Origin of the sequence: Aquabacterium sp. (assembly GCF_016195855.1) — a bacterium.
GTDB lineage: Bacteria > Pseudomonadota > Gammaproteobacteria > Burkholderiales > Burkholderiaceae_C > Aquabacterium.
Map to the genome: position 1 here is coordinate 685,210 of NZ_JACPYU010000003.1, position 22,493 is coordinate 707,702.

General features: G+C 61.2%; 24 protein-coding genes and 1 tRNA gene. 11 read left to right on the forward strand and 14 right to left on the reverse strand.

All coding sequences use genetic code 11. The annotated features are described in order from the left end of the window. Positions 1-77 precede the first annotated feature (77 nt). Positions 78-722 (forward strand): NTP transferase domain-containing protein, encoded by a 645-nt coding sequence (locus tag HY019_RS04525; RefSeq protein WP_290688693.1) that lies wholly within the window; start codon positions 78-80, stop codon positions 720-722. 55 nt (positions 723-777) lie between these two features. On the opposite strand, the gene HY019_RS04530 is transcribed toward HY019_RS04525, so the two are convergent. The 5 genes from HY019_RS04530 to tyrS form a co-directional block, all read right to left on the reverse strand. After that, positions 778-1,401 carry a hypothetical protein gene (locus HY019_RS04530; RefSeq protein ID WP_290688694.1) on the reverse strand — a complete coding sequence of 208 codons (624 nt, stop codon included), beginning with the start codon at positions 1,399-1,401 and terminating at the stop codon, positions 778-780. 30 nt (positions 1,402-1,431) lie between these two features. Beyond that, positions 1,432-2,571 (reverse strand): OmpW family outer membrane protein, encoded by a 1,140-nt coding sequence (locus HY019_RS04535; RefSeq protein ID WP_290688696.1) that lies wholly within the window; start codon positions 2,569-2,571, stop codon positions 1,432-1,434. Between the two features lie 225 nt (positions 2,572-2,796). Further along, the gene (locus HY019_RS04540; RefSeq protein WP_290688697.1) at positions 2,797-3,549 is read right to left on the reverse strand and encodes a PEP-CTERM sorting domain-containing protein; all 753 of its coding nucleotides are present in this window, start codon (positions 3,547-3,549) and stop codon (positions 2,797-2,799) included. A gap of 369 nt (positions 3,550-3,918) precedes the next feature. After that, positions 3,919-4,665, reverse strand: a complete 747-nt coding sequence (locus HY019_RS04545) for a PEP-CTERM sorting domain-containing protein (RefSeq protein WP_290688700.1) — start codon at positions 4,663-4,665, stop codon at positions 3,919-3,921. A gap of 253 nt (positions 4,666-4,918) precedes the next feature. Then, complete coding sequence (gene tyrS, locus HY019_RS04550; RefSeq protein ID WP_290689166.1) at positions 4,919-6,175, reverse strand: tyrosine--tRNA ligase; 1,257 nt, start codon at positions 6,173-6,175, stop codon at positions 4,919-4,921. Positions 6,176-6,330: 155 nt separating this feature from the next. On the opposite strand from tyrS, the gene HY019_RS04555 reads away from it, so the two are divergent. Together HY019_RS04555 and HY019_RS04560 are read left to right on the forward strand one after the other, a co-directional pair. Next, positions 6,331-7,749, forward strand: a complete 1,419-nt coding sequence (locus tag HY019_RS04555) for a M23 family metallopeptidase (RefSeq protein WP_290688702.1) — start codon at positions 6,331-6,333, stop codon at positions 7,747-7,749. A 29-nt stretch (positions 7,750-7,778) separates the two neighbouring features. Continuing rightward, positions 7,779-8,939 (forward strand): anhydro-N-acetylmuramic acid kinase, encoded by a 1,161-nt coding sequence (locus HY019_RS04560; protein WP_290688704.1) that lies wholly within the window; start codon positions 7,779-7,781, stop codon positions 8,937-8,939. A gap of 57 nt (positions 8,940-8,996) precedes the next feature. Here HY019_RS04560 and erpA read toward each other — a convergent pair whose 3' ends face one another. The 4 genes from erpA to argC all read right to left on the reverse strand — a co-directional run bounded on the left by erpA (position 8,997) and on the right by argC (position 11,712). Beyond that, positions 8,997-9,374 (reverse strand): iron-sulfur cluster insertion protein ErpA, encoded by a 378-nt coding sequence (gene erpA, locus HY019_RS04565; RefSeq protein WP_290688706.1) that lies wholly within the window; start codon positions 9,372-9,374, stop codon positions 8,997-8,999. Between the two features lie 21 nt (positions 9,375-9,395). Further along, positions 9,396-9,836, reverse strand: coding sequence for a polymer-forming cytoskeletal protein (locus HY019_RS04570; protein WP_290688708.1), 441 nt, complete (start codon positions 9,834-9,836; stop codon positions 9,396-9,398). A gap of 119 nt (positions 9,837-9,955) precedes the next feature. Then, positions 9,956-10,627: a DUF6776 family protein gene (locus HY019_RS04575; RefSeq protein WP_290688709.1), complete on the reverse strand. Its 672-nt coding sequence runs from the start codon at positions 10,625-10,627 to the stop codon at positions 9,956-9,958. 47 nt (positions 10,628-10,674) lie between these two features. Then, positions 10,675-11,712 carry an N-acetyl-gamma-glutamyl-phosphate reductase gene (gene argC, locus HY019_RS04580; protein WP_290688711.1) on the reverse strand — a complete coding sequence of 346 codons (1,038 nt, stop codon included), beginning with the start codon at positions 11,710-11,712 and terminating at the stop codon, positions 10,675-10,677. Positions 11,713-11,981: 269 nt separating this feature from the next. Between argC and HY019_RS04585 the strand changes: the two genes are divergently transcribed. Further along, positions 11,982-14,153: a S8 family peptidase gene (locus HY019_RS04585; protein ID WP_290688713.1), complete on the forward strand. Its 2,172-nt coding sequence runs from the start codon at positions 11,982-11,984 to the stop codon at positions 14,151-14,153. A gap of 121 nt (positions 14,154-14,274) precedes the next feature. On the opposite strand, the gene rpsI is transcribed toward HY019_RS04585, so the two are convergent. Next, complete coding sequence (gene rpsI, locus HY019_RS04590) at positions 14,275-14,667, reverse strand: 30S ribosomal protein S9 (protein ID WP_290674131.1); 393 nt, start codon at positions 14,665-14,667, stop codon at positions 14,275-14,277. Positions 14,668-14,678: 11 nt separating this feature from the next. Beyond that, a complete protein-coding gene (rplM, locus tag HY019_RS04595) occupies positions 14,679-15,107 on the reverse strand; it encodes a 50S ribosomal protein L13 (protein WP_290639065.1) in 429 nt (142 codons plus the stop codon). Positions 15,108-15,558: 451 nt separating this feature from the next. Here rplM and HY019_RS04600 point away from each other — a divergent pair, with 451 nt between their 5' ends. Continuing rightward, positions 15,559-16,278 (forward strand): GNAT family N-acetyltransferase, encoded by a 720-nt coding sequence (locus HY019_RS04600; RefSeq protein WP_290688715.1) that lies wholly within the window; start codon positions 15,559-15,561, stop codon positions 16,276-16,278. Positions 16,279-16,372: 94 nt separating this feature from the next. After that, positions 16,373-17,119, forward strand: a complete 747-nt coding sequence (locus tag HY019_RS04605) for a DUF2726 domain-containing protein (RefSeq protein ID WP_290688717.1) — start codon at positions 16,373-16,375, stop codon at positions 17,117-17,119. An 8-nt stretch (positions 17,120-17,127) separates the two neighbouring features. Here HY019_RS04605 and htpG read toward each other — a convergent pair whose 3' ends face one another. Then, entirely contained in the window at positions 17,128-19,017 is a 1,890-nt protein-coding gene (gene htpG, locus HY019_RS04610; protein ID WP_290688719.1) for a molecular chaperone HtpG, read from the reverse strand. Between the two features lie 204 nt (positions 19,018-19,221). On the opposite strand from htpG, the gene HY019_RS04615 reads away from it, so the two are divergent. From HY019_RS04615 to HY019_RS04630, 4 genes are all read left to right on the forward strand, one after another. Further along, a tRNA-Met gene (locus tag HY019_RS04615) sits at positions 19,222-19,298 on the forward strand. A 492-nt stretch (positions 19,299-19,790) separates the two neighbouring features. After that, positions 19,791-20,045 (forward strand): hypothetical protein, encoded by a 255-nt coding sequence (locus HY019_RS04620; protein WP_290688721.1) that lies wholly within the window; start codon positions 19,791-19,793, stop codon positions 20,043-20,045. A gap of 45 nt (positions 20,046-20,090) precedes the next feature. Beyond that, complete coding sequence (locus tag HY019_RS04625) at positions 20,091-20,570, forward strand: nuclear transport factor 2 family protein (RefSeq protein ID WP_290688722.1); 480 nt, start codon at positions 20,091-20,093, stop codon at positions 20,568-20,570. 187 nt (positions 20,571-20,757) lie between these two features. Then, positions 20,758-20,952, forward strand: a complete 195-nt coding sequence (locus tag HY019_RS04630) for a hypothetical protein (RefSeq protein WP_290688724.1) — start codon at positions 20,758-20,760, stop codon at positions 20,950-20,952. Here the strand turns inward: HY019_RS04630 and HY019_RS04635 are convergent. Next, positions 20,931-21,266 carry a hypothetical protein gene (locus HY019_RS04635; RefSeq protein WP_290688725.1) on the reverse strand — a complete coding sequence of 112 codons (336 nt, stop codon included), beginning with the start codon at positions 21,264-21,266 and terminating at the stop codon, positions 20,931-20,933. The two genes, HY019_RS04630 and HY019_RS04635, sit on opposite strands and share 22 nt — an antisense overlap. A 112-nt stretch (positions 21,267-21,378) precedes the next feature. On the opposite strand from HY019_RS04635, the gene HY019_RS04640 reads away from it, so the two are divergent. Continuing rightward, on the forward strand, positions 21,379-21,693 hold the full coding sequence (locus HY019_RS04640; RefSeq protein WP_290688727.1) for a DUF4031 domain-containing protein: 315 nt from the start codon (positions 21,379-21,381) through the stop codon (positions 21,691-21,693). 94 nt (positions 21,694-21,787) lie between these two features. Here the strand turns inward: HY019_RS04640 and HY019_RS04645 are convergent, their stop codons facing one another. Further along, positions 21,788-22,462, reverse strand: coding sequence for a hypothetical protein (locus tag HY019_RS04645; RefSeq protein WP_290688729.1), 675 nt, complete (start codon positions 22,460-22,462; stop codon positions 21,788-21,790). Positions 22,463-22,493: the final 31 nt, after the last annotated feature.

Here is a 22,493-nt window from a genome sequence, read left to right on the forward strand (position 1 = left end):
GTATGCCCCTAGGTGAAGCCTCGGTGGTGCAATGCAGCAAAACGGCTCACACTTTGTTGCAACATCCGGGGACGATCATGGACCGTTTGCCTACTTTGCTGATTGTGGCTGAGCCTTCGACTCAAAAGGAAGATGACAGCCCCACCACTGGCCAGCTTTCTGCCCATCAGGACGCAGCCATGCAGTTGTTCAGTAACTTGCGCTGCACCTTGCAGATGGCCCTTGAAAGCGGCCTGCCTGTGGTGTTCATTGCGCCCAAACTGGTCGCAGAACAAGCTCGTGATATTTTGCCGGGTAATTGCGTGGTTGAGTTACCGCAAGACCCCACCTCATTGGATGGCGAGCCCAAAGATGACTTTGCCATGGCTGTGGCCAGTGGCGTTCTGGCGTGCGCCAACGCAAACGGCTGGCTTATCTTGCCAGGGCATACCCATATGTTGAAGGCAGAGACATTGCAAAAGATTGCAGGGGCGCTGGCCTGCCAGGCCATTGTCTATCCTCAATATAAACTTCAGCAGGGCCGCCCTGTGGCGTTCTCCGCCGAGTTCTTTTCGGAACTCGTTCGCATGCAATCGGAGCGGGACCTTAGTCGAATAATGAGTCGATATCCGGCGATGGCTTTGGATGTGGATGATCCGGGCATTCTTCTAGCAGCCCAAATACCTGGTCACATCAATCACCCCCAACACACTCGGATATCAACATCAAAAACTTCGCACTAAGTTATTAAAAACAGAAACGCCCCATCAACTGGGGCGTTAATCTTGTGGAAATTATTTAGAACCCAACTTCGGCACCAAGCCCAAGCGCACCCAAGCTACCCTTCTGCCCAGCAACGTCAAACCTCGTCCAATCGTATGACCAAACAATTTTTAGATTTGACATCGGGGCATACTCAACGGTTAACGCCAGATACGGCTTCAACTTACTAGCAGTTTCACTACCGTCTTGCACGCCACCTATCGAATAACGCATGGTCGATGAAACGAATGCAATCCCTGTTTTAATTCCGATAGCCACGCCATCCATCAATGGAACACGAGACACAGCAGCAAACGTCAACGCATTAGCAGTTGCAACGGCAGACGTAGGAACTTCAGTAGTGGCTGTATCGTAGGGAATGGGAATTTGCTTAACCCCGTTCGAATCACCTTTACCAAAGGTCATCAAACCAACTTCAACTGATTCAAGCCTACCTACACCAAAATCAATTTGCTTTGCTTTAGATAAGGTGGAGCCTGCATACAAATGCAAACCAAAACCTTTTTTATCACATTCTGTATTTCCGGAAGGACATCCACCACCAATTGATGTCAAAGCAGCCACAGCCCCCACATACCCTTGAGCATGAACAGCAAAACCAGGCACCGCCGCGACCAGCACAAGAACCAGCTTTTTCATAATCATTCCAATCAACTCTAAGACTTACGTTCAGAATGAGCGCCCAATACTAAGCATGAGCATCGTCGTATCCATAACGGTGCTTTGCTTACGAACGTAAGTGCCGTAATTGCAGGTATTCGATATACCCTTTGCGGCAGCCAAATCACACATCAACGCCGTGACACCATCTGTGCGCACTCCATTTGCATCGAATGCCGCCATGTTTCGTCCGACATTAATGGCATCAACCACAGCAGGACCATAATCCAAAAGCACCCCGGCAGCCGAAGTAATTGTGGTATTCCGTGTTGTAATCGTCGCTTCAGTCTTGTAGCGCAATTTGCCGAGACTCACACCGATATGCCACGCATCCGTCACTTCTGCCTTAACACCCAAAAACGGCCCCACGCCGAATGAGTTTTTGAGGTTAATGGTCGTATCGCCGCTATTCAAACCACCTTGATAGGCATTCAAAGTTTCGGTTGCCCGAACGTCGAAAAACATTGCATAAGAAGCCCCCAATCCCGCGAACGGGCGAATTACGTCACCCTTCTCACCAAAATAATAACCAAGTATGCCAATTGGAGGCAGCATCTTCAACTTAATAATATCCTTGCCATTTATCCCATTTGGAAGGCCGCTACCATTAACACCATCACCCTTAACGGTCACTTTAAGTGGCGCAGCCAACACCATAGCCTCAAGAAACCAAGAGTAATCTTCACTCAAAAAGTAGCCAACACTCAACACAGGAGTTCCAACCGTATCCTGTCCTTTAGCCTTGATACCCTTAGGCGTTCCTAGACCACCGGCCTCATTATCAAAACCATGAGTAAGATCATCATCAATGGCGCCAGCGACCTGGTCCAATTGAAAATATTTTGTTTTAAAGTTAACAGCGAGATCGGATCTCGTGAAATATGCAGACGTGTAATTAGGTGTCCGGAGATAATCTGCAATGTCATTCTTGCCCATTACTGGCCCTGTGACATCGCGAGCTTCGCCAGACGAAGTCTTGACATTCGCTAGAACATAGTTCAACCGGAAAAACATCCGATCACGAACAGAGGGCGACACCTTCGCGAAAATACTGTCCACAGTCTCGGCCTGAGCCGGGGCCATCATGGAAGCCAGCACTGCAGACAAAGCCACCGCGAACCCCGTTCGCGACAAGGCTGAAAATTTCATGTCGTCTCCTCAATTAACCACACCCCACCGTGCTCGGTGGCAGTAATTTTGATCAAATAGCCTGGACAGGCAGAACCCGTGACTTTGTACCAGCAGGGCCGTAAAAGTCAATCGATGTAAATATCTAGCTACAACACCAAAGAAAAAGCCGCCCGGCGCAGAGCGTGAGCGGCCCTTGACTGAAATCAGGATGCACCGGAAGTACACCCTGATTCAGACAACCAATTACTTGGCGCGGCGGCGAGCCACCAGGCCCATACCAGCCAGACCCAGACCCATCAGAGCGTAGGTCGAAGGCTCAGGCACAGCCGTGATCGTGGAAGTGATCGTGCCGAAGTCGGTCACGCCGGACAGGGCGCTCTTGCCCAGCGTCAGCAGACCCAGCGACTTCACGAAGGTGTTGAAGCCTTCGGTGGTGATCGACAGACCAGTCAGCGAGGTGGTGTAGGTGCCGTTGCCAGCAACTGCCGTGGCGCCAGTGATGCTGGCGATGTCCCACAGGTAGAAGTTGGTCAGGGTGCCAACGCCGTTGCCGCCGATGATGGTGGCGTAGACCTTCTTGTTAGCCAGGTCAACGTTCAGGTCGGTCACGGTCAGCGAACCGCCGCTGGACACGCTCTTCAGCACGGGGGCAGTCTGGGTAGCGCCACCGGTGGTAGCAGCCGACAGCACTTGCTTGGTGACGGAGTCGATGGTCAGCGAAGTGATGGGAGCCGAGGCCGAAGCTTCGATGTAGAAGCCGTCGGAATCCTTGGAAACGGTAGCGGTAGCAGCACCGTAACCGGCCACGGAGACCTTACCGGTGTCCAGAGCGCCCAGCAGGTCAGCGCTGAACGACAGCGAGCCGGCGCCAGTGAACGTCATGCCGTTGAAGTCCGGCGAGATGACGCCAGCAGGCACAGTGATGGCGGCGGCGCTAGCGACGCCGGCTGCCACAAATGCTGCTGCAGCGACGATGCTCTTCATTGCAAATTTCATGTCTTTTCTCCACTTTAAAGCGGCCCTTTGAAACTTCTCAGCTGTCAGAAGGCATCCGCGTCTTCCTTTGACGAGCACAGACTGTTCTTGCGATGTCTGTTCGTCACAAGCATACCGGGCAATAGTTCACGGACACAACGGCTGTTGCCCCTCAAACACGTACACGCAGGGTCAGGAAAACACCAGTTCCGACCGGATTCCCCCGCATTCGGGTGTAGGGGTTACCCCCGAGACGGGTTTGGGCCACGCCTGGGAGAGAGGGTGTGCGCGCGTCAAATTTGTCGCAAAAAAAGCCGCCCGACCTTCCGGTCAGAGCGGCTTGCATATGTAACCCGTTGGGCGGGGTTGGCAACCCCTGATACAGCCCCGTTACTTGCTGCGGCGGCGTGCCACCACGCTCACACCCACCAGGCCCAGGGCCATCAGGGCATAAGTGGAGGGCTCAGGCACCGCTGTCACGGTTTTGGCGACGATGGTCGAGGTGATGGTGCCGAAGTCGGTCACGCCAGACAGTGCGCTCTTGCCCAGTGTCAGCAGGCCCAAGGACTGCACGAAGGTGTTGAAGCCGGCCGTGGTGATCGACAGACCTGTCATGGACGTCGTGAAGGAGCCTGCGCCTGTCACCGACGTCGCACCTGTGATGCTGCCGATGTCCCAGAGGTAGAAGTTGTTCAGGGTGCCCACGCCGTTGCCGCCGATGATGGTGGCATAGACCTTCTTGTTGGCGATGTCGACATTCAGGTCGGTCACGGTCAGCGAGCCGCCGCTGGACACGCTCTTGAGCACCGGGGCCGTCTGGGTGGCACCACCGGTGGTGGCCGCGCTCAGCACGTTGTAGGTCGAAGAATCAATCGTCAGCGACGTGATCGGGGCCGCAGCGGATGCCTGGGTGTAGAACCCGTCGGAATCCTTGATCACGGTCGCGGTCGCAGCGCCGTAACCGGCCACAGCCACTTTGCCGGTGTCCAGAGCGCCCAGCAGGTCAGCACTGAACGACAGTGAACCAGAACCCGAAAAGCTCAGGCCGTTGTAGGCCGTGTTGGCGGGAACGGTCACGCTGGCAGCGCTGGCCATGCCGGCTGCAACGAAGGCGGTGGCGGCGACGATACTTTTCAAGGCAAATTTCATATTGATCTCCACTTTGCAACGGACCTTGGCAACACAAACTGGCTTGCAATCAACTGGCGTCCGGTACTTCCTTTGACTGCATCGATCTTTCGATCTCTGTTGTTACGAAGCTTATCGGCCGCTCAGATGAGGCACAACGGTGGGTCGCTCTACCTGGTGTGAACTAATGCGCAGGGTCGGCAAAGAGTGGGGAACTCACCCCCTTGTTCAGGTGGGGGGGTTACCCCCGAAACGGGTGAAATCAGCTTTGCAAGGTCACTTTGGCAAATTTGCGCTTGCCCACCTGCGCCACGTAGACGCCCAGCCCCAGCTTGAGGCCCCGGTCGCTGATGGCGACGCCGTCAAGGCGCACCCCGCCCTGGTCGATCATGCGCAGGGCTTCACTGGTGGAGGGGACCAGGCCTGCCTGTTTGAGCAATTGGCCAATGGCCAAGCCACCTTCGGGCAAGGTTAGTGTCACTTCAGGGATGTCATCCGGCACGCCACCCTTGGATCGGTTGACGAAATCCGCCAGCGCGTCTTCGGAGGCTTGCACGCTGTGGAAGCGCGCCACGATCTCCTGGCCGAGCATGACCTTGGCATCGCGGGGGTTGCGACCGGCCTCGCATTCGGCCTTGAGGCGCGCAATGTCGTCCATCGCCCGGAAGCTCAGCAAGGTGAAGTACTTCCACATCAGGTCGTCGCTGATGCTCATGAGCTTGCCGAACATCTCGTTGGGCGCTTCGCTGATGCCGATGTAGTTGTTCTTGGACTTGGACATCTTCTCGACGCCATCCAGGCCTTCCAGCAGCGGCATGGTCAGGATGCACTGGGGCTCCTGGTTGTACTCGGCCTGCAGGTGACGCCCCATCAACAGGTTGAACTTCTGGTCGGTGCCACCCAGCTCCAGATCGGACTTGAGGGCGACCGAGTCGTAGCCCTGCATTAGCGGGTAGAGGAACTCGTGCACGCTGATCGAGGTGCCGGCATGGAAGCGGTCGTGGAAGTCATTGCGCTCCATCATGCGGGCCACGGTGTAGCGGCTGGCCAGCTGGATCATGCCGCGCGCGCCCAGGGCGTCGCACCACTCGCTGTTGTAGCGGGTCTCGGTCTTGCCCGGGTCCAGCACCAGGCTGGCCTGCTTGTAATAGGTCTCGGCGTTGTGCTTGATCTGCTCGGCCGTGAGCGGCGGGCGCGTGGTGTTGCGGCCAGAAGGGTCGCCAATCAGCGATGTGAAATCGCCGATCAAGAAAATCACGGTATGACCGATATCCTGCAATTGGCGCAGCTTGTTGAGCACGACCGTGTGGCCCAGGTGGATGTCCGGGGCCGTGGGGTCCAGGCCCAGCTTGATGCGCAATGGGACACCGGTGGCTTCTGACCGAGCCAGCTTTTTAATCCAGTCGCCTTCGGGCAGCAGTTCGTCAACGCCACGCTGGGTGACCGCCAGGGCCTCGCGCACACGGTCGGTGACGGGATGTTCTGGCTTGGCTTCTGGGGCTTTTTCGGTATGAGACATGGGGAACCAATGGGTGAAAATCAGCATGAGGACCACCCTATTCCGGGGGATATACTCCGGAAATTGTGGGCGCCCAGGCGTGTGCCATGTGTGCAACGCGGGCTGATTTTAGGGGACAGCTTCCCCCGCCACCGCATCTGGATGGGATTTCAGTTTTGACGACATCTAAATTGATCGAGGCCTTGCAGTCTGGCGCGCAGTCTTTTCAAGCCGCCGCACACCGTCACCCCCGCCGCGTCAGCGCTGCCGTGGTGGCCCTTCTGGCCGGATCGGCCGTTGCGGCGTTCGGTGTGGCCCCGCTGACCGCCCTCCCCCAAGGCGTGCAGCCCCACATCGCGCAAATTCATGAAACCGTGGCCGCGCCGGAACTGCCTGCGCAGCTCGCCAACCTGGGTGACCAGGCGCTGACGCTATACCGCAGCGATGTCACCCGCCCCGCCGACACCGTGGACAGCCTGCTGGCCCGCCTGGGCGTGGACGACATGGACACGGCCCAGTTCATCCGCAATGACCCTGTGGCGGGCACCATCCTGCAGGGCCGCACAGGCAAGTCGGTCAAGGCATCGGTGGAAGACGGGCAGTTGCAGCAACTGATCGTGCGCGGCCCGGCCGACACGACCAATGACCTGGACACCCACTTCAGCCGCCTGACCATCACCCGCGTGAAGGCCCAGGGCAGCACCCCGGCTCGCTGGGATGTGCGCAAGGAACTCGTGCCGCTGGAAACCGTGCCGCAACTGGCTTCGGGCACCATCCAGTCGTCGCTGTACGCAGCGGCTGACGACGCACACGTGCCGGATGGCGTCACCAACCAGCTGGCTGAAATCTTTGGCAACGACATCGACTTCCGCCGTGAATTGCGCAAGGGCGATGCCTTCAGCGTGCTGTACGAGGCCCACACGGCCGACGGCGAACCCATCACCTGGGGCGGCTCGGCTGGCCGCGTGCTGGCCGCGCGCTTCATCAACCAGGACAAACACCACGACGCCGTCTGGTTCCAGGAGCCAGGCAAGAAAGGTGCGTACTACGACCTCAACGGCCGCAGCAAGACACGCGCCTTCCTGGCTTCGCCGTTGGCCTTCTCGCGGGTGACCTCGGGCTTTGCCATGCGCTTTCACCCGATCCTGCAGAAGTGGCGCGCCCACCTGGGCGTGGACTTTGGCGCCCCCACCGGCACACCGGTTCGCACCGTGGGTGATGGCGTCGTGACCTTTGCCGGCCAGCAAAATGGCTATGGCAATGTGATCCAGGTCCAGCACAGCGGCAACCGCATGACGGTGTATGCGCACCTGAGCCGCATCGACGTTCGCAACGGCCAGCATGTGGAGCAAGGGGCGCGCATTGGTGCGGTCGGCGCCACGGGTTGGGCAACCGGGCCCCATCTGCACTTCGAGTTCAAGCTCAGCGGCCACCAGGTGGACCCGATGACGATCGCACGCGCCTCTGACAGCCAGGTGCTGTCGCCGCAGGCATTGGCCCAGTTCCGCCAGCGCACCGTGGACGTGGCCCAGACCATCCAGGCGGCCGGCCAATGGCAGACCGCTGGCGCACAGTCCGGCCCGCGATTCGAATGAGCGCGTCCGTCAACGTGTTGACACAGGGGTTGGACCTCCTCCCCTCAGCCCGCCCCAGCGGGCTTTTTTCTGAGCTGTACATCGGGCTGATGTCGGGCACCTCGCTGGATGGGGTCGATGGCGTCTTGCTGCAGCGCGAGCAGGACAGCTGGCGGATGCTGGCGCATGCCCACCGCCCCCTGCCCCCGACCTTGCGCCAGGCGCTGCTGGACCTGAACACGCCAGGCGAGGATGAACTGCATCGCAGCGCCGTGGCCTCGCAAGCCTTGGCCGTGCTGTATGCCACCGTGGTGCAGGCCATTTGCGAGGCGGCCGATGTGCTGCCCACGGAGGTCCAGGCCATCGGCGCACACGGGCAAACCGTGCGCCACCGGCCAGATCTGGCCTACACCATCCAGCTCAACAACCCAGCCTTGCTGGCCGAGATGACAGGCATTGACGTGGTGTCGGACTTCCGCAGCCGCGATGTGGCCGCAGGCGGCCAGGGCGCGCCCCTGGTGCCGGCCTTCCACCAGGCCATCTTTGGCGTGCCGGACCAGACTGTGGCCGTGCTCAATATTGGCGGCATGGCCAACCTGAGCATCCTGCGCCCCGAACAAGTCCCGCTTGGCTTTGACTGCGGCCCGGGCAATGCCCTGCTGGACATGTGGTGCCAATGGCAGACCGGCCACGCCTACGACGCCAACGGCGAATTTGGCGCCATGGGTAATGTGATGGAGGACTGGCTGGGTGATGCCCTGCAGGAGCCCTTCTTCAGCCTGGCCCCGCCGAAAAGCACCGGGCGTGACCTGTTCAACGCCGAGTGGCTCAACCGCTGGCTGGCCCCTCATGGCCTGACCGATGGCCCCCTGGCCGACGCCGACCTTGCCCGCGATGTGCAGGCCACGCTGTGCGAGCTGACGGCACGCAGTGCCGCCATGGCTTTGCGCGAACACGCGCCAGACGCGGCCGAAGTGGTGGTGTGTGGGGGCGGTGCGCTCAATGGCGACCTGATGCGGCGCCTGGGCGAGCAACTGCCCGGCGTGCGCGTGGGCCGATCAGACACCCACGGCCTGGACGTGATGCAGGTGGAAGCCGCGGCCTTTGCCTGGCTGGCCTGGACCCACGTCAATCGGCTGGCTGGCAATGTGCCGGCGGTGACCGGGGCACGAGGGCCCCGCGTGCTGGGCGGGCTTTACCCCGCCCGTTAACCGGGTCCGCCAACCTGCCCGTTAAAGCGCCGATCCGGCCTGGATCAGCAGCATGGATCAGACCGAGAAGCTGGAGCCGCAGCCGCAGGTGGTCTGGGCGTTGGGGTTGCGGATCACGAACTGGGCGCCTTCGAGGTCGTCCTTGTAGTCGATCTCGGCGCCCACCAGGTACTGCAGGCTCATGGCGTCGATCAACAGCGTGACGCCGTTCTTTTCCATCTTGGTGTCGTCTTCGTTGCTCAGCTCGTCGAAGGTGAAACCATACTGGAAGCCCGAGCAGCCGCCGCCTTGCACGAACACGCGCAGCTTCAGCTCCGGATTGCCTTCTTCAGCGACCAGCTCGGCCACCTTGGACGCCGCAGCGTCGGTGAAGATGATGGGCGCCGGAACGTCTGCAGCAAAGGTGTCGGCAGTGGTTTGGGCAACAACGGTCATGTAAATCTCCGGGATCAAAAATCAGTTCTTTTGCGACTGCGCGATGACGGGCTGCACGGTGGTCACACCGGTGTTTGAGCTGGCTGCCAGCTTCAGTGCCGGCTTGTCATCGGTTTTCAAGGGGCGCAGTTCGCCGTCTATCGTGGCGCCCTGGTGCATTTCCAGGGCTTCGTAGCGCACATCACCCACGATGCGCGCCTTGGGTTGCAACTCAAGCAGGTCTTCGGCCATCACCGGGCCTTCGATCAGCCCATTAATGATGACATGCCCGGCCCTGACCTTGCCATGGACACGGGCTTTTTCGCTGATGACCAGCAGAGAGCGGGCATCGCCTGTGGACGTCACATTACCCTGGACCTCGCCGTCAATGCGCAGGCCATCGCTGAAGCGGATCTCGCCCGAGATCACGGTGCCTTCGCCGATCAGGGTACGAATGGGAGGGGTTTTCTTCCAGCCGAACATCACGGGTTCCTCATCAAAAGGGGGTGGGCGAAGGGCCCGAGGTTACACGGTTGCCCGCGCAGGTCAATGCCTTGCACGGAGGTTTTTCACAGTATGAAGCAGCTTCGCGCACGTAACGTTCAAAGTGCCTGAACTTGCCCTGCGCGCACCTGGCCTGACTCATCGAGCACACGCACCTGCACCTGTTTGACCGTGCTGTTGGCAGGCAAGTTCACCTGCCCTTCGACACGGCGGTATTGCTTGAACGCCAGTGGCTGGGTGAAGGTGGGCGCGCTGTCTGCCCAGGGGCGCCCATCACGTGCGCCGCTGAGCAGCACCTCGACACGCCCCTTGAACTCGGGCTGGTTGCGCCCGCCCTGCTGCATGATCAGCAACTGGAAGCGCACCTGCCCCGGTGCGGACGTTTCAACCTGCAAGCCTCGCACCGACAAACCGCCGCCAGTGGCCGGCAGCAGGCGCTCGAAAAAGCCCAGGTCATCCTTGAGCGCGAGGTTCTCGGTTTCCAGCGACTTGACCTGCTCGGCCAGGCGCTGCTGGGTCACGCGCTCGGCCTTGAGCAGGCTGTCGGCGGAGTTGGCCACGGCCTGGGCCGCATCACGATCACGGCGCGCGTCGTCCAGTTGCTGGCGCAGTTGGGCCACCAGGTCGGCCGACTTGCCGCCGTCCTGATTGAGACCGGCAATGTTGCGGCCGAACTCGAAGGCCCACAGGGCCAGCGCAGCAGAAAAGCCCAGCATCAGCGCCGCCACGGCCCAGCGCAAAGGCCAGGCCATGTGGCTGCGTACAGCCATGCGCGGCGACGCGATCGACAGGCGCCGCCGGATCAGCCGCCAACGCATCAGGGCAGAACCGGAACCAGATCCAGCCCCATCTGCTCATCCAGACCGAACATCAGGTTCATGCACTGCACGGCCTGCCCGGAAGCGCCCTTGGTGAGGTTGTCTTCCACCACCAGCACCATGACGGTATCGGGCTCGGGCTTGTGCACCGCGATGCGCACGGTATTGCTGGCGCGCACGCTGCGGGTTTCGGGGGCGCTGCCAGCGGGCAGCACGTCCACAAAACGCTCGCCCTTGTAGTGGGCCTCGAACACGGCCTGCAGATCAGCGGCCTGCCCTTCGGCTGTGAGGCGGCCATACAGCGTGGAGTGGATGCCGCGGATGATGGGCAGCAGGTGCGGCACGAACAGGCAGTTGACCGAGCTGTCACCAGCGATGGTGCGCAACTGCTGATTGATCTCGGGGCCGTGGCGATGGCCCTTGACGCCATAGGCCTTGAAGTTGTCGGCAGCCTCGGCCAGCAGGGTGTGCACCTCGGCCTTGCGGCCCGCGCCGGACACGCCCGAGGCGCAATTGGCGATCAGGTGCGTGGGCTCGACCAGCTTGTGCTTGAGCAGCGGTGCCAGGCCCAGTTGCACGGACGTGGGGTAGCAACCCGGGTTGCCGATGATGCGGGCCTTCTTGATGGCCTCGCGGTTCAGCTCGGGCAGGCCATACACGGCTTCTTCCAGCAGATCAGGGCAGCTGTGGGGCATGCCGTACCACTGCTCGAACACGGCGGTGTCCTTCAGACGGAAGTCGGCGGCCAGGTCGATGACCTTGACACCGGCATTGACCAGCTCGCGCGCCTGGGCCATGGCCACGCCATGGGGTGTCGCGAAGAAGACCACATTGCACTCGGTGAGCCTGGCGTCGTCGGGCGTCACGAAAGCCAGATCGACATGGCCTCGCAGGCTGGGGTACATGTCCGCCACGGGCATGCCAGCCTCCTTGCGAGAGGTAATGGCCTGCAACTGGACCTGGGGGTGCCGGGCCAGCAGGCGCAGCAACTCCACACCGGTATAGCCCGTGCCACCCACGATGCCGACTTTGATCATCTGAAATCCTCTTGGTACGTCCCGATCGGGGAAAGCCGCCATTTTAGGGACGCACGGCGGCTTCTCGCCCTGATCCTTGCGCTGATCCATGTAACTGCCATGGAAAGACCACCTTGTTTGCCCGCTCAGTTGTGACATCGATCACAAAGTGTCCTGCAGTGTGCATTCCTTCACGTCACTTGATCAAGTTCCGCTTCCGACATCCGAAACCATGGGCAGCCACGGGATCGGTGGGCCCCTTTCCACCGTCATCAACTTCGCTGTCGGCCATGCGCAAACTGCACCACTTCTTCCTCATGACGGCACTGGCCAGCGCTTGCCAGCTGGCAGCCGCCCAGACCTTTGCGCCGACGACGAGCGAATACAACTGGTCCACCACGGTCAACCAACTGGGCATGCGCAACATCCACAACCAGGGCATCCTGGGTGAGGGCGTGATCGTGGCCATGCTGGACACCGGCCTGAACCTGGCCAACCCCGAGTTCAGCAACAACAGCCACATCCTGCGCGGCTACAACGCGGTGGACGGCAGCAGCGACGTTGCCGACAACCTCAACCACGGCACCCACACCACCGGCATCCTGGCCGCACCCGGCAATGGCACGGGCATGTACGGTGTGGCGCCACAGGCCAGCGTCCTGATGATCAAGGTGTTCAACGGTGGCACGGCTGCGGCATCGGCCATCAACCGGGGCATCGATTACGCTGCAGCCAACGGCGCGCGCGTGATCAACCTCAGCCTGGGCGCCACCAGCCCCACGGGCGACGCCTCCTTGCGCGCCGTGGCCGCCAGCAACAATGCCGTGATGGTGGTCGCCGCCGGCAACGACAGCGCGAGCAACCCCAACTGGCCGAGCCGCTACGCCAGGGAAAGCTGGACCAACGGCACCATGATCGTGGTCGGCGCGGTGGACGGCAACAAACGCCTGGCGTCCTTTTCAAACAAGGCGGGGGACACGGCCCAGTACTACCTGGTCGCGCCCGGCGTCAACATCATCTCCGCGTATGGCACGGGCTATGCCTACCTGACGGGCACCTCCATGGCGGCACCGGCCGTGTCGGGCGCTGCTGCCTTGATCACGGGCTACTGGCCCTATCTGCGGGCCAACCAGGTGGCCGCCATCATGCTCAACACGGCCGATGACCTGGGCGCGCCTGGCGTGGACGCCGTCTATGGCCGGGGCATGCTCAATGTGAACCGCGCGCTCTCGCCCATTGGGAGCTACACCTACCGCACCGCCAATGGCAGCCGCACCACCGTGTCGCTGAACACCACGGGTGTGGTCAGCACACGCCCGAGCGTGAGCACCCCGTCCGCCTTTCAGGGCCTGAAGACCGAGGTGTTCGACGAATACGGCCGCAACTACACCAGCGATGAAGGCGCAGCCCTGAGCGGGCGCAGCGTGATGACCCTCAACAGCGTGCTGGGCCGCCCCGACCGCATGCTGGATGCCGCCGAGCAGGTGCTGAGCTCCGGCAGCCGGCTGACCCGGCTGCAATCGCGCCAGACCGAGGTGCAGCAGTCGCTGCGTGTGAGCGCCCACAACCAGAGCGGCGAGCCCTGGAACCATGTGCAGCGCACAGACGCCTCCGTGGTGATGCTGCGCCAGGCCTCCGGCCTGAGCCTGAGCGCCGGCGACGGCGGGCTGTCCGGCATGAGCCTGGGCCTGATGGGCAGCAGCCTGGCCTCGCGCCTGAGCGGCACCGACAGCGCGCTGGGCAACCCCTTGCTGGGCTTTGCGCCCAATCATCAGTTTGCAGCCATGGCACTGCCTTTGGGCCGCCACTGGACAGGGCGTGTGGCCGCTGCGCGGTCCAAGTCTTATGACGCGGCTTCTGGTGATGTGAACCTGATGGAGTTGAGCTACGAGAACGGCACACAAGCCTTGAACGTCTCAGCGGGCCAACTGACCGAACAGGGCATGCTGGGCGGCTACTCGAAGCGCCAGTTGGGCCTGAACCAGCAAACAGGCACGAGCGGCATCACCGTCAGCGGTGCCTGGGCCTTGAACGCCAACTGGACCTTGACGGGCGCCGTCAGCCGCACGCGTACAGCCGCGCCCAGCGCCAGCGGCATGCTGATGGCCGGCACCGATGTGCGCGCCGATGGCTACGGCATTGGCCTGGTTCGCCAGGACAACTGGCGCGCCGACGACCGGCTGAGCTTCACGCTCAACGCGCCTTTGCGCGCGCGCAGCGGCACCCTGACCTACAGCGTGGTCACCGGCGTGAATGAGGCAACAGGCGACCCCATCTACGGCACCCACACCGTGAACCTGTCGCCCACAGCGCGCGAGTGGACCGCCGAAACGCGCTACGTGACCCGCCTGAGCACCACCACCTCGGTGAGCGCTGTGGCTGCCCTGCGCGTACACCCGGATCACGATGGCAACGCACCATCACAACTGGCTTTGGGTGTGCGCTTCAACCAGGCCTTCTGAGCAGCACCACACGGCGCACAGCCAGATCAAGCACCCAATGCAAAAGCCCGCCAGGCAGAGCCAATGGCGGGCTTTTGGTTTTTGCAGCCGATGCACGCACCGGCCAGCAAAAAGGGAAGGATCAGCGCTTGCTGAACTGCTTCCTGCGACGAGCGCCGTGCAGACCGACCTTCTTACGTTCGACTTCACGGGCATCGCGGGTCACGAAACCAGCGCGGCTCAGTTCAGGCTTCAACGTGGCGTCGAAGTCGATCAGAGCGCGGGTCACGCCGTGGCGCACAGCGCCGGCTTGACCGGATTCGCCACCACCGTGCACGTTGACCTTGACGTCGAACAGTTCGACGTTGTTGGTCAGCACCAGAGGTTGCTTGACGACCATGATCGAGGTTTGACGGCCGAAGTATTGTTCGACAGGCTTACCGTTGACGATGATCTGGCCAGTGCCCTTCTTGATGAAGACGCGAGCGACGGACGACTTGCGACGGCCGGTGCCATAGTTCCAGTTACCAATCATGTGGCCGCTCCTTAGATTTCCAGGGCCTTGGGCTGCTGGGCTGCGTGAGGATGCTCACCGCCTGCATAGACCTTCAGCTTCTTGATCATGGCGTAGCCCAGGGGACCCTTGGGCAGCATGCCCTTGACGGCCTTTTCGATGGCGCGGCCAGGGTGCTTGGCTTGCATGTCCTTGAACTTCGTGGCGTAGATACCGCCGGGGAAGCCCGAGTGACGGTAGTACACCTTGTCATTGGCCTTGGTGCCAGTGACGCGAATCTTGTCTGCGTTGACGATGACGATGAAGTCACCGGTGTCTACGTGAGGCGTGTAGATGGCCTTGTGTTTTCCACGCAAACGGAGAGCAACTTCGCTGGCTACTCGTCCGAGCACCTTATCGGTGGCGTCGATCACAAACCACTCGTGCACTACCTCGGCCGGCTTGGCGCTGAAGGTCTTCATGAGATTTCCTAAGTGGTAAAGCTGGTTGACTGCTGTCATTGGTGCCACTTCTTAGGATGTGGTGGCCTCTCAGACAACAGGGCACTGATGGCGCATCACCTGCAAAAACAACGCAGGCTCTACCGCCAACCGCCCCAGGCCTCGCAACGCGCTGCAAGAAACCTGCAGGCACAAACGAAACCCTCCCGGCAACCATGTCGGGAACCGCAGAGTATAGCCGGCTTTCAACCCTTGCTGCAAGTGGCCCAAACCGGCAACACAAAGTTGCAGCGGCCGTGCAAGAGTTGACGCACATCAGGCCCACCAAACCCACGGCCTTTTAGTAAGCTGTATAGTTGCCGAAATTAAGTAGTAACCCTAGGTTTGTATCGCTACTTCGGCTTTGACAGAGAGACGAATCGCACATACTGAAAACAACGTCAGTCGCTGAGGGTTCAGAAAGGGGTCAGAGATGACCGCAGTGAAGCCACATGATCAACACCCGGACAGGTTCGGCCTGAGCGCCAAGGACCTGACCATCCGCCCACAGGAAGCGCCGCCGCCGAAGGCCGGCACGCCTGAGGGCTGGATCCCCATCCGTGACCTGCATGCACGGCACCGCCACCGCATCCTGGATCACCTGCTGCACCTGGACGAGCACGACCGCTACCTGCGCTTTGGCTCGCCGGTGACGTCCGACCAGCTCAACAAGTACGTGGCCTCGATCGACTTCAAGCGCGACGAGGTGTTTGGCATCTTCAACCGCAAGCTGCAACTGGTGGCCGTGGCCCACCTGGCCGCCATGCCCGGCAAGGGCCCGAACGGCGACCAGTCCTCTCGCGGCCGTGCCATGGAGTTTGGCGTGTCGGTGCTGCCGGAAGGACGCGGCCGAGGCCTGGGCATGCGCCTGTTCATGCACGCCATCACCCACGCGCGCAACCAGCATGCCAGCCACATGATGATCCATGCGCTGACAGAAAACGCCCCCATGCTGCGCATTGCCGCCAAAGCCGGCGCCATCGTCGAGCGGGACGGCCCGGACGCCGAAGCGTGGCTGAAGTTGCCACCCGACACCGTGGGCACCCACTTGGACAGTTCGCTGCAATCCCTGGCTGCCGAGGTGATTTACCGCGTCAAATACCGCGTGATGCACATCAGTGACTGGGTGAAGATGCTGATCGCGCCAAACTAGCGACGCTGCGTGCCCCCTGATTGAGCGCCCTCCGCCTGGGGATTGTTTTCGTGACAAAACCCCGTAATATCCCCACACTTGTTTAGGGGGTGACATGGGGTCCGATCCGATCTTCTGGGGCATTGTGCTGTCCGCCCTGGCTGGCGGCATCTTTCTGGGCCGCGCCTGGCAGCAGTTCGCCACCCGCGCTGCACGCCGCCGCTGGCCAGCACGCTGGAATCTGAACGCCAGGCCGCTGTTCAGTGTGCATGAGCGCGCGCTTTACCGCGAGTTGCGCGCCGCCCTGCCCCACCACGTCATCCTGGCCAAGGTCAGCCTGCTGCGCTTTTGCCAGTCTGCCGATGCCAGTGATGCCAAAGCCTGGTACGAGCGCCTGCAGGCCTTGCACGTGTCCATGGCCGTGTGCTCACCCAATGGCGTTGTCGTGTCGGTCATCGACATTGAAACCAACCCGGGCAAGGCCACACGCAAATCCCAGAAGCTCAAGGAAGCCGTGCTGGAAGCCTGCCGTGTGCGTTATGTGCGCTGCCTGCCCGGCCAATGGCCATCGGCCCACCTGATGGCGGGCTGGGCACTGGGCCCCATGGGCACCAGTGCAGAGCAAGCCCAGTTTTCGCCGGAGCGCCTGCACGATGCGGGCGACCAACTCGCACGCAAGCTCAAGGAGCGGCGTGCGGAACGGGCCGCGCGCTGGGCAGAGTCCAGCTTCGCGCAGGACTCCTTCTTTGCGATGGACAGCCGCTTTGACGGCATGCCCAACCCCCAGTCATCGTCAGACAGCGAGCCCCACAAGCCCGATGAGATGGGCCACCATCCCAAGATGGCCCATCAGCGGGGCTGACCCGCCGATCAGACCGACGCGGTCGCCAGCAAGGCGTTGACGCGGCGCACATAGGCGGCCGGGTCTTCCAGTTGCCCACCTTCGGCCAGCAAGGCCTGGTCAAACAGGATATGAGCCAGGTCATCAAAGTGCTCGCTGGTGTCGAGCTTCTTGACCAGGGCGTGCTCCGGGTTGATCTCCAGCGTGGGCTTGGTGTCGGGGGAGTTCTGGCCAGCTTGCTTGAGCAGGCGCGCCAGGTGACCGGACACATCGCCCTCACCCGTGACCAGGCAGGCCGGCGAGTCCACCAGGCGCGTGGTGACGCGCACTTCCTTGGCCACGTCCTTGAGCGAAGCCTGCAGGCGCTCCAGCAGGGGCTTGAACTGCTCGGCGGCTTCTTCGGCCTTCTTCTTTTCTTCGTCGTCTTGCAGCTTGCCCAGGTCCACGGCGCCCTTGGCCACGCTTTGCAGCGGCTTGCCTTCGAACTCGTACAGGTGCGAGAGCAGCCACTCGTCGACACGGTCGGTCAGCAGCAGCACCTCGATGCCCTTCTTCTTGAAGATCTCAAGCTGCGGGCTGTTCTTGGCGGTGGCCAGTGAATCGGCCGTGATCACGTAGATGGCATCCTGGCCTTCCTTCATGCGGCTGACGTAGTCGGCCAGTGACACACCCTCATCAGCCTGCGTGGACGCAAAGCGGAAGAGCTTGGCCAGGCGCTCGCGATTGGCGAAGTCTTCACCGATGCCTTCCTTGAGCACGGTGCCGAACTCCTTGTAGAAGGCGGCGTACTTGTCGCGCATGGCGGCGTCATCGTGGTGGGCCATGTCTTCGAGCATGGACAGGATGCGCTTGGTGCAGCCTTCGCGGATGGCCTTGACGTCACGGCTCTCTTGCAGGATCTCGCGGCTGACGTTGAGTGGCAGGTCCGCGCTGTCAACCACGCCCTTGACGAAGCGCAGGTAGCTGGGCAGCAGGGCTTCGGCGTCGTCCATGATGAAGACGCGCTTGACGTAGAGCTTGAGGCCACCACGCTTGTCGCGGTTCCACATGTCGTACGGTGCCTTGGCAGGCACGTACAGCAGCTGCGTGTACTCGCTGCGACCTTCGACGCGGTTGTGCGTGTAGGCCAGCGGGGCCTCGCTGTCGTGGCTGATCTGCTTGTAGAACTCGTTGTATTGCTCTTCGGTGATGTCGCTCTTGGAGCGGCTCCACAAGGCGGCAGCCTGGTTGACGGTTTCCCACTCGTCTTTGGTGACTTGCTCGCTCTTTTCAGCGTCCCACTCTTCCTTTTGCATGAGGATGGGCAGGGAGATGTGGTCGGAGTATTTGCCGATGATGCCGCGCAGCTTCCAGGCGGTGAGGAACTCTTCTTCGCCATCGCGCAGGTGCAGGATGATGTCGGTGCCGCGGGTGGGCTTGTCGATGGTGTCGACCTCGAAATCACCCGTGCCTTCGCTGCTCCAGCGCACGCCTTCTGCGGCGGGCAGGCCGGCGCGGCGCGACTCCACGGTGATGCGGTCGGCCACGATGTAGCCGCTGTAAAAGCCCACGCCGAACTGGCCGATGAGCTGCGCGTCCTTTTGCTGGTCACCCGAGAGGCGGCCCATGAACTCCTTGGTGCCGCTCTTGGCGATGGTGCCCAGGTGGTCGATGGCCTCGGCCGCGCTCATGCCAATGCCGTTGTCGCGGATGGTCAGCGTCTTGTTGGCCTTGTCGACCAGGATGCGCACTTCCAGATTGGGCGCGTCTTCATACAGGCCGCTGTTGTCCAGCGCTTCAAAGCGCAGCTTGTCACAGGCGTCCGAGGCGTTGGAGATCAGCTCGCGCAGGAAGATCTCCTTGTTGGAGTACAGCGCGTGCGTCACGAGGTGCAGCAATTGCTTGACCTCGGCCTGGAAGGTGTGGGTTTGCTTGGTCATGGCGTGTTCTATTGGCAAACAAAGGGTTGCAGGGAAAGCTTGGCTCTGAAAAAAAAGCCCGGGCCCGCGCGGTGGCCGCGTCAGGCCGGCGCCTGACATGTGATGGCCATCGTGCACGATTTCAAGAGGCGGACTTGTTTGATTGAAATTTTTTGCCGGGGCTTGCACAAGGCCAAAAATCTGTCATAGAATCTTGGTCTCGATGGCGCTTTAGCTCAGCCGGTTAGAGCGACGGAATCATAATCCGCAGGTCCGGGGTTCGAATCCCTGAAGCGCCACCAGTATTCAAAGGCCCCGTACGCTGGTTTCAGTGCACGGGGCTTTTCTACATCCAGGCTCTGTTCTACAGAACAGCCGGTTTTGGATGTGGTCATCCTTGAAACCAAAGCGGCGCGTACTCGTTCGGACTGCTGGCCAGGCAGAGGACTCACTGGCCTGACTACATACGGCGCTCACCCTCGGCAAATCCCACCAATCGGCGGCACTTCCGCCAATGGCGTGCGTCATGCACTTTACGTGAGTGCGAGACCTGCAGCAACCAATCAGACACATTGCGCGCGCAGACTCGCCCTTGTCCTGCTGATGGCCGCCATCGCAACGACCTGAAACCCGCCTGCACCAGATGAGGCGGGTTTCTTCGTTGACAGTCATTCGGCCGGGAGTCTTCAGGCAAGACGCCCGTGTCTGATTCTGGGATGAGCAGCCCCTAAGGTTAGGTCTGGCATCGCCACAGTGGGCGCCCAAAATGCAAAGTACACCTCAAGGGAGTCCACATGCAGACCAAGCAACTTGCTCTTCTTCTCATCGCCATCGTTGGCGCAACAACATCGTTGGCAACAACGCGTACTCAATGCGCCGCCGCTGGTGGGACGCCAACGCTGGACACCAATTCAGGCCGCCCCGGTTTTTCCGGAACCTTTTGTTCGGGCGGCAGTGCTTCTGTACGCGACACCGTGATCACTGATCTGAAGCCTCATAAGCCGGGCACAAAGGTGCCTCCGAAGCAAACCAAGAAAATTGACAGTTGACCAGCATGCGGGGAGATCCCGCATCGGTGTGAGGCTTACGCATTCGTGACTGGCATCCAGAATGGTGCAGCCAATGCCGTCAAGCCCAACAGTCCCACCCAGATCTGCACTTTGCTGTTGGCCTTCGCCGCCAACGCCCAATTGAAAGGGCCGTCCATGAGCACGCTCGACATCGCAAACAAGCTGGTTGACCTGTGCAAGCAGGGCAAAAACGCCGACGCCAAGGTGCTGTATTCCGAGGAAATAGTCAGTATCGAGGCCTTCGCACCACCGGGCGGCCAAACAGAAGTCAAGGGCCTCGCCGCGTTGCAGGCCAAGAGCAAGTGGTGGAGGGACAACCACGAAATTCATTCGGCTGTGGTGACCGGGCCCTGGCCACATGGCAACCGCTTCATCGTCGGTTTTCAGTACGACGTGACGCACAAGCCATCAGGTCAAAGGATCAAGATGGAAGAGGCCGCGCTGTACACCGTCGAGAACGGCAAGATCGTGCGTGAAGAGTTCTTCTATGCTGGCGGCGCATAACCGCCAGTGCAACCGCGCGCTCAAGTAGTTCAGCAGCCATGCCGATGTTCTCGGGATGCCTGATCGTCACTCCCATACGCGCGACACGACAAAACCGCTTGGCAGCAAGAAGCCATCCCAGCTTGATGAGACGCACTGGCGGGCTGCTGCGGAAGAAGGGCTGAGGCTTGCTGCAAAGCAGTGGCAAGTGCCACTCGATCACATCACCGAGATCGCGTTGTCGGACACCGATGCGTCCAGCTACCTTTTCAAGGTGCTCTACACCGATCAACACGGCCAGCGGCGCACAGCGGCCGTGCGCATGCCCAGACACACGACGTACACCAGCCCCCTGTCGATGACGTCCCTGCTGGGCCTGCCTCAGGCCTGCCACACCCCATAACCCTCTTCGCGCAAGCCAATGGCGAGCTCCACCTCCATGTCCCTGGCGGCTTCATAGGGCATGGGGTTGAAGACCTCGTACAGCCTTGGCAGCAGGCGCAGGCCGTACTGGGTGACAAAGCGGTTGGACTGGATGCCGGCCTTGTGCCGATCAAAGCGGATATCCGGATCCAGCCCCGTCATCCCGACGTACACAAATGGTTTGCCCAGTTGATAGTCCGGGTTGGCCTTGCGAAAGCTCGGCTCGTTCCAGACCTGGTCGGCCAGTTCGACGACGTAGACGTGGTGATGGTGTCGGGCTTGACGGGGTGGCATGGCGTGAAGCGCAGTGATCAATCGGGCAGGCTGGTGGCTACCCGACATCTTGTCATGGCCTTCACGAGCAGTGCACAGTACCTGAACCGCATCAACTTGTTGAAGGACTGTGGTGACTGTTTACGTTGACAACATGCGCGCGCAGGTGGGACCCCATGTGCTTTGCCACATGATCGCCGACACCGAAGCCGAACTGCACGCGATGGCCGATGCCATCGGGCAGCCGCGCTACCGCTATCAAGGCGATCACTACGATATTTCATGGGGGCAGCGTGCCCGCGCCGTGGCCCTGGGTGCCGTTGAGGTATCCATGCGCCAGGCAGGCTCGATGCACAGCCGGCGCAAGCAACTGGGCTTCCTGGGGTCCCCGCATGACGCGGTGCAGTGGCTGCGGGCCCATGTGGCTTTGACACGGGGCCGCGCTTGATCTGCGTGCCCGAAAAAGCACGAAGCCCGCGCCGGGTGAACGGGCGGGCTTCTCACTGAACCGATGGCGGCCATCGGTCAAAGCGCAAGGTCGATCAGGGTGCGGGCACGTAAGGCGTGGCCGACACAGGCTTCGGACGGAAGGCCACCACGATGTCCTGAGTCAGCGTGCCGAAGGTGGTGATGGAGTCCAGCGCAGCAGCCAGTGCAGGCGTCAGCTTGAGGGCCGACTTCATGGTGGCGTTCATCTCGGGCGTCAGGGTCAGGTTGTCCAGCACCTCGTGCGCGGTGATGCTCAACGGGAACTTGTACTTGATGCCCAGCGGGGTGGCCGTGTTGAAGTTGTACAGGGGGGCCTGCTTGGCTGTGGTGCCGCCCATCGGGGTGGTGTCTGCCAGCACCTGCTTGGTGTTGTAGTTGATCGTGAAGTTGGCGATGGTCACGCCCACGGTGCCGGCGCCCTTGGCCAGACGGCTCAATTGCAGTGCCGAACCACTGGCTTGGCCACCAGCGATCTTCAGGCCGCTGCCGATCGAGATCGAGGTGATGGGGAAGCTGTAGCTGCCTTCCGTCGGGTTCGTGGCATTGCCCTGTGCAGCGATTTCAACGCCACCAGCAGCAAACGCATCCGTTGCTTCGGAGGAGAAGGCCTGCACCGAGTTGGCCACGAGGGCGTTGGTGGGGATCGTCAGGTTGGCGTGTGCAGCGCCGACAGCCAGCATGGCCGCTGCAAGGGTCACCGAGCGAATGGACATAGAGGTAAACCGCATCTCAAGACTCCTTAGTTGACTCAGGGTGCTT